The organism is Nostoc sp. C057, from assembly GCF_013393925.1.
GTDB classification, from domain to species: Bacteria; Cyanobacteriota; Cyanobacteriia; order Cyanobacteriales; family Nostocaceae; genus Nostoc; species Nostoc muscorum_A.
Map to the genome: position 1 here is coordinate 2,833,684 of NZ_CP040281.1, position 12,484 is coordinate 2,846,167.

Annotated in this window: 12 protein-coding genes and 1 pseudogene; 6 read left to right on the forward strand and 7 right to left on the reverse strand. The window is 40.9% G+C overall.

What is annotated here, in order from left to right:
* Positions 1 to 36 precede the first annotated feature (36 nt).
* A complete protein-coding gene (gene ndk, locus FD724_RS12365) occupies positions 37 to 486 on the forward strand; it encodes a nucleoside-diphosphate kinase (RefSeq protein ID WP_012412496.1) in 450 nt (149 codons plus the stop codon).
* A gap of 243 nt (positions 487 to 729) precedes the next feature.
* Here ndk and FD724_RS12370 read toward each other — a convergent pair whose 3' ends face one another.
* From FD724_RS12370 to FD724_RS12390, 5 genes and pseudogenes are all read right to left on the reverse strand, one after another.
* A complete protein-coding gene (locus FD724_RS12370; protein WP_114084286.1) occupies positions 730 to 1,452 on the reverse strand; it encodes a TerC family protein in 723 nt (240 codons plus the stop codon).
* Positions 1,453 to 2,669: 1,217 nt separating this feature from the next.
* Positions 2,670 to 3,110, reverse strand: a complete 441-nt coding sequence (locus FD724_RS12375; RefSeq protein WP_179072836.1) for a hypothetical protein — start codon at positions 3,108 to 3,110, stop codon at positions 2,670 to 2,672.
* Between the two features lie 67 nt (positions 3,111 to 3,177).
* The gene (locus tag FD724_RS12380) at positions 3,178 to 3,870 is read right to left on the reverse strand and encodes a hypothetical protein (RefSeq protein WP_179072837.1); all 693 of its coding nucleotides are present in this window, start codon (positions 3,868 to 3,870) and stop codon (positions 3,178 to 3,180) included.
* A gap of 91 nt (positions 3,871 to 3,961) precedes the next feature.
* A pseudogene (locus FD724_RS12385) lies at positions 3,962 to 4,709 on the reverse strand (Uma2 family endonuclease).
* A 22-nt stretch (positions 4,710 to 4,731) separates the two neighbouring features.
* Positions 4,732 to 5,376: a restriction endonuclease subunit R gene (locus FD724_RS12390; protein ID WP_179072838.1), complete on the reverse strand. Its 645-nt coding sequence runs from the start codon at positions 5,374 to 5,376 to the stop codon at positions 4,732 to 4,734.
* Between the two features lie 232 nt (positions 5,377 to 5,608).
* Here FD724_RS12390 and acs point away from each other — a divergent pair, with 232 nt between their 5' ends.
* The 5 genes from acs to FD724_RS12410 all read left to right on the forward strand — a co-directional run bounded on the left by acs (position 5,609) and on the right by FD724_RS12410 (position 10,077).
* A complete protein-coding gene (gene acs, locus FD724_RS12395) occupies positions 5,609 to 7,579 on the forward strand; it encodes an acetate--CoA ligase (RefSeq protein WP_179072839.1) in 1,971 nt (656 codons plus the stop codon).
* A gap of 117 nt (positions 7,580 to 7,696) precedes the next feature.
* Positions 7,697 to 8,377 (forward strand): tetratricopeptide repeat protein, encoded by a 681-nt coding sequence (locus FD724_RS12400; protein ID WP_179075491.1) that lies wholly within the window; start codon positions 7,697 to 7,699, stop codon positions 8,375 to 8,377.
* A gap of 186 nt (positions 8,378 to 8,563) precedes the next feature.
* Positions 8,564 to 8,851 carry a hypothetical protein gene (locus FD724_RS40320; protein WP_218651519.1) on the forward strand — a complete coding sequence of 96 codons (288 nt, stop codon included), beginning with the start codon at positions 8,564 to 8,566 and terminating at the stop codon, positions 8,849 to 8,851.
* 86 nt (positions 8,852 to 8,937) lie between these two features.
* Positions 8,938 to 9,696 carry a Uma2 family endonuclease gene (locus FD724_RS12405; RefSeq protein ID WP_179072840.1) on the forward strand — a complete coding sequence of 253 codons (759 nt, stop codon included), beginning with the start codon at positions 8,938 to 8,940 and terminating at the stop codon, positions 9,694 to 9,696.
* Positions 9,697 to 9,816: 120 nt separating this feature from the next.
* Complete coding sequence (locus FD724_RS12410; RefSeq protein ID WP_012412483.1) at positions 9,817 to 10,077, forward strand: MoaD/ThiS family protein; 261 nt, start codon at positions 9,817 to 9,819, stop codon at positions 10,075 to 10,077.
* Between the two features lie 112 nt (positions 10,078 to 10,189).
* Here FD724_RS12410 and FD724_RS12415 read toward each other — a convergent pair whose 3' ends face one another.
* Positions 10,190 to 11,047 (reverse strand): 1-acyl-sn-glycerol-3-phosphate acyltransferase, encoded by an 858-nt coding sequence (locus FD724_RS12415; protein WP_179072841.1) that lies wholly within the window; start codon positions 11,045 to 11,047, stop codon positions 10,190 to 10,192.
* A gap of 568 nt (positions 11,048 to 11,615) precedes the next feature.
* The gene (locus FD724_RS12420) at positions 11,616 to 12,314 is read right to left on the reverse strand and encodes a glutathione binding-like protein (protein ID WP_179072842.1); all 699 of its coding nucleotides are present in this window, start codon (positions 12,312 to 12,314) and stop codon (positions 11,616 to 11,618) included.
* Between the last annotated feature and the right edge of the window lie 170 nt (positions 12,315 to 12,484).

The following is a 12,484-nucleotide window of genomic DNA, read 5'->3' on the forward strand; positions in this document are numbered from 1 at the left end:
CAAGATAAAAACTTTATTAAGCTTTGGGAGATCGCAATGGAGCGCACATTCTTAGCAATTAAGCCTGACGGAGTACAACGGGGATTAGTGGGGGAAATTATCCGTCGCTTTGAAACTAAAGGTTTTACCCTAGTTGGTTTAAAGTTCCTGAAAGTCAGTAAAGAACTGGCTGAACAACACTATGGTGTTCACCGGGAACGTCCCTTTTTTGGTAGTCTAGTCGAATTTATCACTTCTAGCCCAGTGGTAGCGATGGTATGGGAAGGTGATGGTGTCGTTGCATCTGCCAGAAAGATTATTGGTGCCACGAACCCCTTAACATCTGAACCGGGAACAATTCGCGGTGATTTTGGCATCAATATTGGTCGAAACTTGATTCACGGTTCTGATGCTCCAGAAACCGCACAACAGGAAATAGCCCTATGGTTTAAAGATGAAGAATTAGTCAATTGGCAACCACACATAACCCCTTGGTTGCACGAGTAAGACATTAGGGGAGAGGTTACAGGTGACAGGTTACAGGTTACAGGGTATGGGGAATAATCTGTACCTGTACCCTGTACCCTGTACCCTATTCCCTCTCCAGGGCAAACGCATCTAAAGTATAAGAATCCTTTAATAGCAAGGGTTTTGGCGTTTTTTAATTTAGCCTATTTTTTCATCAAGATCCTTGCCCAGCAAGGGTTTCAGAAATCCCGTGCGTTCGCCCTGATTCCCTCTCCCCTCTTCTTACTTAGAGACTTCACTCTTCTCCGGTTCTAATTGGGGCACTTCAGTGTTAACACGCTTGGAAAATCCCCAGCCTAAAATCAGGAAGATGGCAGTAATCATGATCCATTCTGGTGGAACTAAATTATCGTTTACCACTTTCAACAACAGGCGCAAGCCTACGAACGCTACAGTTACATAGCCTGCATCTTCTAGGTTTTCGTATTCGTCTAGCCAACGGATAAACAATCCCGCCATAAATCGCAGCGTAATAATACCAATTGTTGCACCCGTCAGCACTAGCCATTTTTCTTGAGAAACTGCGATCGCAGTTGTCACACTATCCAAAGAAAATGCCAAATCTGTAAATGCAATCACAGGTATCGCTTGCAACAATGAATTAAAACGCGGCCCGTGATGGTGATCGTCCTTAGATTCTTCCGAGGTAAAGTGTTGAAATACCAACCACAGCAGATAAGCAGCGCCCAATAATTCAAATTGCCAGAATTTTTGCACCCAAGTGGCAGTCAGAATCAGGCTGATTCGCAGTACATAAGCAACGACTAAACCAAAGTTGAGGGCTTTACGCTCAAGTTCCTTGTCTTCCAACCCTTTTGCGATCGCAGCCAGAGCGATCGCATTGTCGGCAGATAACAGCGCCTCTAAAAGCACCAGGATCAGCAGAACTATAAGAGCTTCAAGGCTGAAATGAAAGTCGAGGTAATCAAAAATTCGGTCTAGCATTCCGGGTTTCTCAAGCAGAAAAAATTAAAATTTGACAAGATTCAGAGATTTATATATTAAAAAGCGCAATAAATTGTCACTCTAATTCAGCTTAACGTGGTTCTGGTGCATTTTGAAGGGGGTTGAATGTGTGCGAGGGCAGAGCGAGTGGGGTAATTTGCGTATAAGTCAATACATCTGAAGTTTTAACATCTGACTTGGTGCGATCGCAATGGACTGCTGTCAGTTCGCATCTAGAATTAGCTGATGAAAAATATGGTTATAGGTTATAAATATTTCTTTAACGACCGAGCTTGAGCAGTTCATTCAAAGTCAGGTTGCAAGCGGGAAGTACACCTCATTAGAAAAAGCTTAAATATGGTGCGTTGCACTGCGCGACAACGCACCATACTAATCAGCATAAACAACCTCTTAGGAAACTCATCCATCATTACTACTATTAATATGAGTCTTCTTTGTCTAGTTTATAGTGCTTGTCTAGTTAGATAGTATTGGGATTTGCTAATTTTCTACTTAGAAGCACAGGGTCACATAACCCTAGCAATATTTAAAATGTATATGCTAGTTTATCTAAATTTGCGGATGCAGTTTTGGAGACAAAATTAACTTAAATATGTCCTTAAATATATGTGCTAAATTGCCTTTTTACCTAAAAATTAGTCAGATATAGTTTTTAGATAAACTATAAAATGTAAAAGTTAAAGTAGTTGGAAATACAGGAAACGAAAGCTATGTCTAAAATAGTAATTTCTGAGCTAAAATCTCTTGATAAAAAGTCATTTCTAGATAACTTAAATCCAGTACATTTGAATACTATTTCAGGAGGTCATGGTCATTCCCATTCTAAACATAATCATGAACATGAGAAAAAACATGAATGCTGGCATCATAAATAGTTAACAGTAATAAAAGTTTTTGAATAAGAACTGGTAGAAAATCTATGTGTTTTTTACCAGTTCTTACTTTTATATAGGACTCATATTTTTTTGAAAAACACCGTAAATTGAAGTGAAAAAATATGTGAATCTTTATTACATAGGTATCTCTAACCATGAATCGGCAAATTCCACATACTTGTTTTATGGCTCGATTAAAGGTTTCAATCGCCCAATGAGTATGTTTGCAACAATTGCTCCAACATTCTTATGAATGCTTTAATATGAATCACAAATGTAAATAGCCTCTGAAAGCAATTTACTACAACATAATTCCAAATTTCACAAAATCTCTGCCAACTTTACCACCAGACTATCTGCTAAATCCAATACCCTGATGTCATCTGTATCAATACTATTTTCTTCACCAGCAAACAAGTGTCTTACAGCAGATAACCTGTTATTGGTTTCAGAAATTCTCCAAGATTCTTCTAAGTTTACGGCAAAATCAAACAGCGATCGCTCTCCTAAATACTGTCTTACCTTCAGAGCCACACTATCATTACTTACCAAAAATTCTTTGATAGTATCTAATTGAGAATTACCTAAAATTTCGTCATGTCCCCAGGTTTCTAGCCAGTCTCCATCTACATCTTCAACGTAAAAATTTACAAAATTAACTCCGTAAGTTAGCCAGTTCTGCTGCATTTGTCGCGCTGTTGCTAAAGCTTCAGCAAATGTATCCACTTGATTGTTGCAGTGAGTTTCTCTTTTGTTAGCCATAAAAGCTGTAATTAGCAAGTAAGTATGTAGGCTGAACACAAACCGGAAATATCAAATTCCTTAAAGTTCACGAAAATTTTAAATATTTGCCACCAGAAAGGTAATCACTGTTATACAGGGCCACGTTGACTAACTGGTTGACAAAATTGGTATCCTTGGGATTGTAACTTAAGAACAATCCTCTCTCTATTTCCCACGATCGCAGTGTATTTTGCCAAGCTTGGTACTTTTGGTAATTAAGTTCTTCAGAGACACTAGTAACTTGAATGCAAAGCGGTTGATTGTTACGACTACTAACAATTAGGTCTGTTGCCATAGAGAGGTCGGCGATATAACGCTGCCAAAAACTACCTTCTCGACTTACAACATCTTGAGCTATTGACTTAATGATATCATCATCTACCTGATTAAATTCGCCTGCCATCAATTTTTGTTTCCAAATATAAAACTTGGAGTCACTTGCATTAATCCATCTAGGAAATAAATAACCATACCAATATCTCTCAATCGGTGTCATTAACTCAAACTTTGCTTTCTGTTCTTCTTCCGAAGGTAAGGATTTAATTATCAGCCAAATGGTAGAATCCGTAATTACCTCTAAGAGAAATGCAATGACAAACGGTTTCGCAGTCAGGGAACCTGGCTTGATATTCTTTACCCAACGATTGATTTCATCTAATCTTCTCGCCAAATTATGATCTACCGAGGAAGCTTGCAGGGTAAGTGACTTTAGCTTATCCTTAATCTCTGTTGCTTGCAAACGAGGCCCTACTTTCAGAAGATAACGCTTTTTTACACACTAATAACTAAATCTTAACTTGAAAGTGTACTTAATTAATTTCCTGATGTCATCAAATATTCTCTAAGTCAATGCCCTTTGTGCGTAATACCTCCCGCAATCGAGCGAGTTCTTGCTCTGCTTGTTGGGCGCGTTCTTCTGACTCTTGGGCACGTTCTTCTGCTTGGTGGGCACGTAAACGTTCTTGTTCAGCTAACTCTTCTGATGATAATATTAATTGATTTTCAGTAGTGAAGAATCTTAATTTACCTTCATAAACTCCCAAATAAAGTTCTAACTGCTGACTCCACAAACGTCCATCAGTAGTTACTTGGATTTCTTGATACTTGCCATAAACTAAATGAAATCCCTGAAGTTCCATTGTTACAGGGTCAAACCAGAAATAATCTGGTGTACGGAAGGTATCTTGATAAACTTTTTTTTAATCCTTTATCAACTGCTGTCGTTGAACTTGACAAAATTTCCACAATCACGTTTGGATATTTGCCGTCTTCTTGCCAAACTACCCAACTCTTACGGTCTTTTTTCTGGGTTCCCAAAACTACAAAAAAGTCTGGGCCACGAAAATATTCTGATGTTTTCTGGTTAGGACTGTAGTAAATCGTCAAATTGCCAGAAGCATAGAAATCTTGCCTTTTTCGCCACCATAATTTAAGTATGCGAATCAGTAAATCGATTTGGTCACGATGTAAGTCACTTTCCGAGCGTGGCTTGTCACTCAGTATATCACCAGGAGGAAAAATAACTTCGTCTTCTGAAATACCATTAGAGATGAATTCTAAAGTAGCAGGTTCAGACATCAGTGATCGCTCCGCAATTTATTTACTGAAAATTCGCTGACTTGCAGATGGCTTTGAAAACTTGCAATAACTCTATTGCATCTGGAGATTCGTTTAAGCTTAATAATGGCATTAACTGATAATTTGACTGCTCATCATGTCTTAGATAAACAAATTGATAACGCAGTCCGTTAGTTACCAGTCCCCAAACAGATGGTTGTTGCTCTAAACTCTTAAAAGCATAAGTCAGTAATTGAGGTAAACCTTCTCCCACTTCAATCGCACTGTTTTTCGTTTCAATCACTACAACCCAAAATGGCGGTGCAATATTACTTTGAAAACTGTTGATTGCTAAAATATCCATCCGTCCGGTAATTCTTCTGTCTTCATCTTCGACAGCGATCGCAATGCTATCTTCCATTGTCAACCGAATCGGCACATCGTAAAACCCTGCTAACCGCATTAGTGGCGCAATTGTTAAAAATTTAACTAATCCCTCAGAAATTTTACCAAGCCTGAGATAACGACGGAAGTCGTTTCTAATTCGCAATAAATCCTCCTGTTCAAACTCTGTCAATGGTTCTAAATTTAAAAAATCTGCAAATGAACCAACTGAAAGTTCTTCTAGCTTGAGAAGACGATGAACATCATTGAGAGATAAGCTGCTAGCTTCGACGGTGAGCGTCATAATTTCAGGCGTTGTTTGTCAAGACTACTTATATTTTGCAACATTCGTGGTAGATAGACTGCAATGTAACGTCTTTACATTTCTTGATCGCTCGGTTTTGGTAGATGAAAATGAATGTAAACTAAATAACTCGGCAATTTTTACCTAGCTTAACGAAAATCTAAACACCGTCTAGCACAACTGGGCTAAGAATAGTTTTTAGTAATAATAGCGATCGCACTCATAAATAACCATGTCTGAACCAAATATCGAATCAATCCTCCAAGAGAACCGCCTCTTCCATCCTCCTAGTGAATTCTCGCAGAACGCCCATATTAAAAGCTTGGATGACTACAAGCGTCTCTATGAAAAAGCCAAAGCCGATCCACAGCAATTTTGGGCAGATTTGGCTGGAACAGAATTAGAATGGTTCCAAAAATGGGACACGGTGCTAGATTGGCAACCGCCTTTTGCAAAGTGGTTTGTTGGCGGTAAGATGAATATTTCTTACAACTGCCTTGACAGACATCTCACTACTTGGCGCAAAAATAAAGCAGCATTGATTTGGGAAGGAGAACCAGGTGATTCCCGTACCCTAACTTACGCCCAACTACACCGGGAAGTTTGCCAATTCGCCAATGTATTGAAGCAACTGGGTGTACAAAAAGGCGATCGCGTTGGAATTTATATGCCAATGATTCCCGAAGCTGCGATCGCAATGTTAGCCTGTGCCCGAATTGGCGCACCCCACGGCGTAGTATTTGGTGGTTTTAGTGCCGAAGCTTTGCGCGATCGCTTAATTGATGCTCAAGCTAAATTAGTAATCACGGCTGATGGTGGTTGGCGCAAAGATGCGATCGTTCCTCTCAAAGAACAGGTAGATAAAGCCTTAGCTGATGGTGCTGTTCTTAGCGTCGAAAATGTCCTAGTTGTCAAGCGCACTGGGCAAGAAACATATATGCAGGGCGGACGCGATCATTGGTGGCATGATTTACAAAAGGGTGTATCAGCAGATTGTCCCGCCGAACCGATGGATAGTGAAGATATGCTGTTTGTCCTCTACACTTCTGGTAGCACCGGCAAACCGAAGGGCGTAGTGCATACAACTGCTGGTTATAATTTGTATACCCATATCACCACCAAGTGGATATTCGATCTCCAAGACACAGATGTATATTGGTGTACCGCCGATGTCGGCTGGATTACGGGACATAGTTACATTGTCTACGGTCCACTTTCCAACGGTGCAACGACGGTGATGTATGAAGGTGCGCCTCGTGCTTCTAATCCTGGCTGTTTCTGGGATGTAATTGAAAAATACGGCGTTAATATCTTTTATACCGCACCTACGGCAATTCGGGCATTTATTAAAATGGGTGAACACCATCCCAACGCGCGAAACTTGTCTTCGTTGCGTTTGCTAGGAAGCGTTGGTGAACCCATTAACCCAGAAGCTTGGATGTGGTATCAGAAAGTAATTGGTGGCGATCGCTGTCCAATTGTTGATACCTGGTGGCAAACGGAAACCGGCGGTATCATGATTACACCATTACCAGGGGCAATTCCCACCAAACCAGGTTCAGCAACTCTTCCCTTCCCAGGAATTATTGCAGATGTCGTAGATTTAGAAGGAAACACCGTACCCAATAATGAAGGCGGTTATCTAGCGGTGCGTCATCCGTGGCCAGGAATGATGCGGACAGTCTACGGCGATCCAGAACGCTTCCGCCGCACTTATTGGGAACATATTCCACCCCAAGATGGTAAATATACTTACTTTGCTGGTGATGGCGCAAGACAAGATGAAGACGGTTACTTCTGGGTCATGGGTCGTGTGGATGACGTACTGAATGTATCAGGACATCGCCTTGGTACAATGGAAGTAGAATCAGCCTTAGTTTCTCATCCAGCCGTTGCAGAAGCGGCGGTAGTGGGTAAGCCAGATGAACTCAAAGGTGAAGAAGTAGTTGCTTTTGTGACTTTAGAAGGTACTTATCAGGGAAGTGAAGAACTGAGTAAAGAACTCAAGCAGCACGTTGTGAAAGAAATTGGTGCGATCGCACGTCCGGGAGAAATTCGCTTTACTGACGCTTTGCCCAAAACGCGATCGGGTAAAATTATGCGGCGCTTATTGCGGAATCTAGCTGCTGGGCAAGAGGTATCTGGTGATACTTCGACATTAGAAGATAGAAGCGTGTTGGATAAATTGCGGGAAGGTACGTAAATCATTCAATTGACCTTGTAGGGATGCACAGATGTGCGTTCCTACTTGTGGTCTATTTCACCTAACGCACCCACATTTTATGATGGACATAAGAACATTATTGAGGCATTGAGGGCGATGAAGCTGAAGAGCAAACCCAAATCAGCATTTGTTCAACCTTTTAGCTGCATGATGCTGAGTATTCTAACTGTAATTAGTTTATCACCATTAGCGTTAGCGGTTTCTGGAAAAGTTTCTTTGCATTCGCCAGAACAGAATGCACAGAGACAACCACAAAAACTAGCCCAGTTTTCAGACACAGGGCCATCAGAGCGATCGCAAATGCTGCAACAAGCCAATGCTTTATTTAATCAGGGAGACTTAACAGGTGCAGAGGAAAATTTCCGCAAGTTAATTAAAAAATTTCCAGACGATGCCTTTGGACACTTTCAACTAGGAAATGTGCTTTTTCGGCAAAAGAAACCAGAAGAAGCAATTAGCGCCTATCAAGAAGCCATTCGTCTTCAGTCAAAATACGCTCTAGCTTATAATGCGATCGGTATGGTTTACGCTAGCCAAAGTCGCTGGGAAGAAGCCATTACTGAATATAAAAAAGCTCTGGAAATTAATCCTAATTATGGCGAAGGGCTGACTAATTTTGCACTAGCATTGTGGCAAACAAATAAAAAAGACGAGGCGCTATCTTCTTTAGAAAAAGCCTTAAATATTTTCAAATCGCAGAATAGAGGTGAAAAAGTTAACCAAGTAGAACGAATTTTAAAAGAGATCAAAAATGCTGAAGATCCTAGTGTTTCCTGAAAATCATATTATTCAGTAGATAAAAGTTAAGAAGAGTTGCTGCGATCGGTTTTAAGGATGTTTTGCCAGGAGTGCGATCGGGTATTATGCGTCTATTGCTGCTGAATTTGGCATCTGGTTTGTAATTATTTTGGGGTGGGATAGCCCGCCCTCTAAAAAGTATTAAAACAGAATAATTGTATTGTAATGGATGAAATATTTCTGTTAGCTAGAGAAACTGTAAGAGTGATTTTTCACATAGACGGAGAATACACAAGGGTAATCTGGGAACGTTCGGAAAATACTGCATGGGCAGGCATAGGATGGATTTTTGATATACCAACTTATGTAATACCATCTGATTTACGAGCAATAGGTTCTCGTTTTCTATTATCTATAGTTAAGCCGAATGCGAATGATTGTGAGGATATAGAGAATATCCGCAATAATCGTAATAGTTTTTTTCATATAGAAAGATTGACTTTTGTTATATAAATTGCATTTAACTTAGTAGCACGTCTATTCAAAAATAAAAAATAGCAATCTACAATAAAAGTCAGACAACCCATTGGTTAAAGCCTATGACTTCCCTATCGGCATTAACTTTACCTGATCACACTCAGTTACCAGACTCAGATGGTACATTTGTGAACAATCTTCAGGAGCATCCGCAAAGCATTTTAATTACAGATTCAATTAAACCTGTTTTAGAGCAACTTCATCCTGACGGTCAATATTGTATCGGACAAGATTCTGGTATCTACTGGCGATTGACAGATCCTCCTGAAAAAGGGGCTGAAGCACCAGACTGGTTTTATGTACCCAATGTACCACCGACACTTAACGGTAAAATGCGCCGTTCTTATGTGCTGTGGAAGGAGTATGTTGCACCCCTAATTGTGATTGAATTTGTCTCTGGAGATGGTTCAGAAGAACGAAATAACACACCGCCATCTCAAGGGGAAGATGGAAATGTTGGTAAGTTTTGGGTTTATGAACAGGCAATTCGAGTGCCTTATTATGGAATTTATGAAGTAGCAAAAGCTCAAGTGGAAGTTTACCACCTAATCGATAATACTTATGAACTAATGCAACCCAATGAACAAGGACATTACCCAATTGTTCCTATGGGTGTAGAGTTAGGAATCTGGCAAGGATTTTATCAGAATGCAGAGTTACCTTGGTTGCGCTGGTGGGATGCACAAGGAAATTTACTGCTAACAGGTGAAGAACGGGCTGTGATTGAGCGACAAAAGCGGGAGAGAATTGTAGAGAAATTGCGTACTCTCTCTGCTGAACAACTCAACGCTTTAGGAATTGACCTAGAAATGTTGGATTAGGAAACATAAATTATCTACCAATAATACAACTTTGCTAGTTATTAATATATAATTAAGCCCAAGAGTTCAGGGTGCTTGTCAAGCATTAAATTACTTGCTGGTACTGCCAAAGCATATTGTATGTCTAAATCTGCAATCACCGTTACCGTCAAATTGTTCGCTGCTTATCAAGAAGCCTTTAAGGTTTCGGAACTGGTACTGGAATTTCCCAATAGTATGCCAGTTAAAGCAGTATGCGATCGCCTCATAGCCGAACACCCTGAACTTTCCCAATGGCGAGACATCACCCGCTTCGGGATTAATTTAATATTTGTTGAACCAGATACCCTATTACAAGATGGTGATGAAGTCGTATTGATTCCACCAGTTAGCGGCGGCTAGGAGAATAGTTAGGAGTTAGGTATTACAGCAGATTGAAAGTAAGTGAGGTGCAAAATGCAGGACTCAAAATCACATATATAAAGTAAGTTCTTATCTCCTGCCCCTTGCCCCCTTACCTACTATTCGACTCAGCAGTTACCTTGACTAAGTTATCTAACTCTTCTTGCATCTGACTAACAACTAATTCATAACATTCATTGACATAGTGGCGATCGCTAGCTGCTTCTCGACCGTAGCGTTCAAATACAATCGGTGGACAAACCCGTGTGTACATGGGCACAGGTAATGGAATGTTGGGCAATGGGCCAATTGCTAATCCCCAAGGCAATCCGAGATAGATCGGAAAAACTTCTGGATCAATTCCAAGCAGCCAAGGCATTCCCCATTCGTGGAGTTGCTGCACAACTTTGTAGAAGTCAGCCAGTACAATCAGCGTATCGTGAGCGCCCCAGGAAATTACAGGTACAATCGGCACATTTTCCCGCAATGCTAACTTGATAAATCCTTGTCGCCCTGCAAAGTAGATTTTGTTACGTAAATAATGCGGTCGAAACACATCTTCGGCTCCACCTGGATAAACCAGCACACTAGCCCCAGAGTGCAACGCAGTGTAGGCCATTTTTGGATGAGCTATGATTGCTCCAGCCTTGGCAGCTATTTGCGCTAGTGGTTGGCTAACCTGCCAAGCTTTGGGATGCATTAAACCATAAACGGGTTTCTGGGCACCAAATCGTTTGAACCAATCATACATCACCATTCCCATATCGGGAGCCGCGAGTCCTCCATTATGCGAACCGACAAATAAGACTTTTTCTTGGGATGGAATATTTTCCCAGCCACTAGTTTGCACTTGAAAATAGTACTTATAGAAAAAGCCTAATAAAGGCATCAGAGATTCTATGAACTTTGGATCTCGCTCATCCAAAGACCAACCGGGTTTTTTCTTTAAGAGATGTTGCTTTTTTGACATCGATACATTTTAACAAGATCGGAACTTCGGGAGACGCGGCAAGTCTTGAATTAAAACTAAATTAATCTGACTTTCAAGTGCTGTATTGCTTTTGCTTGACTAGCCAAACACAGAACAGAGCGATCGCTATACCAACCAGAATAAAACAATAGATGTAGCCGAAGTTATCCACAATCCTACCAAATACTGCTGCGCGATTCCCTGTCTAACAAAAAAGCTATAAAAAGCGAAATGGCTCTACCTGCTGCTTCCGGCGCTAACCTGCCCACGCAATCTTCCTAATTGTTTTAGGGATTTCCAAATAAAAAAACATCTCAAATTTTCTTGTGGGATGGGTGTCCCCACCCGTCCCAGATTTAGGGCGGGCAAGATGCCCACCCCACAAAATAGATAATTTATTTCTTGGAAGTCCCTTATTAAACAGAATTCAGGAGTCAGAATGGGCTAAACCTTAGCTATCCGCTAACAGAATGAATTCTGTATGACTGGCGGATAGCGGATCGGTAGCGAGTATTTTCGAGTCGCGTCTTCATTCTGACTTCTGAATTCTTATTCAAGCCCAAAACGCTCAAGGTTGAATAGTCTTCGCCGACTGGTTAAATAACAAATCTCGTGACTTATCTGGATCAAGTGGTTGAGTTTTCAATGCTTCTGCTTTCTCGTAGGCGCGAATTGTTGCCGGACGAGCTTTAATTGTCTCAAACCAGCGCTTGAGGTGAGGAAAATCATCTAGATTCTGACTTTGGCGTTCATAGGGCACAATCCAGGGATAAGCAGCAATATCGGCGATGGAATAATCCCCAGCCACAAATTCTCTATCTGCTAGTTGCTTATTCAGCACTCCATATAAGCGTCCCGTCTCATTCACGTAGCGGTTAATGGCATATTCAATCTTTTCGGGAGCATAGGCGCTAAAGTGATGATTTTGTCCTGCCATTGGCCCTAGCCCGCTCATTTGCCAGAACAACCATTCTAAAACTTGAGTGCGTTGGCGTAAATCTTGCGGGATTAATTTCCCGGTTTTTTCTGCTAAATATAGCAAGATTGCCCCAGACTCAAATACCGAAATCGGCGCACCTCCATCTACTGGTTCGTGGTCAACGATCGCGGGGATACGATTGTTAGGAGAAATCTTCAAAAATTCGGGCTTAAATTGATCTCCAGCTCCAATATTCACAGGATTTATGGTATATTGCAAGCCGACTTCTTCCAGGAAAATCGTAATTTTATGACCGTTTGGGGTTGTCCAATAATAAAGATCGATCATGGTTATTTGTCCTAAAATTGTGCGATTCTTTTTAAGTGAATGGTGCAGACATCTCTTTTTTTTGATTTGTCGAAACAGAATTCAGGAGTCAGGAGCCAGAATTCAGAATTAATTTTGAACGAAAGAGTGGATAGCGCAGCGTTAGCGAGTCCGCGTTCGCACAGCGTCTC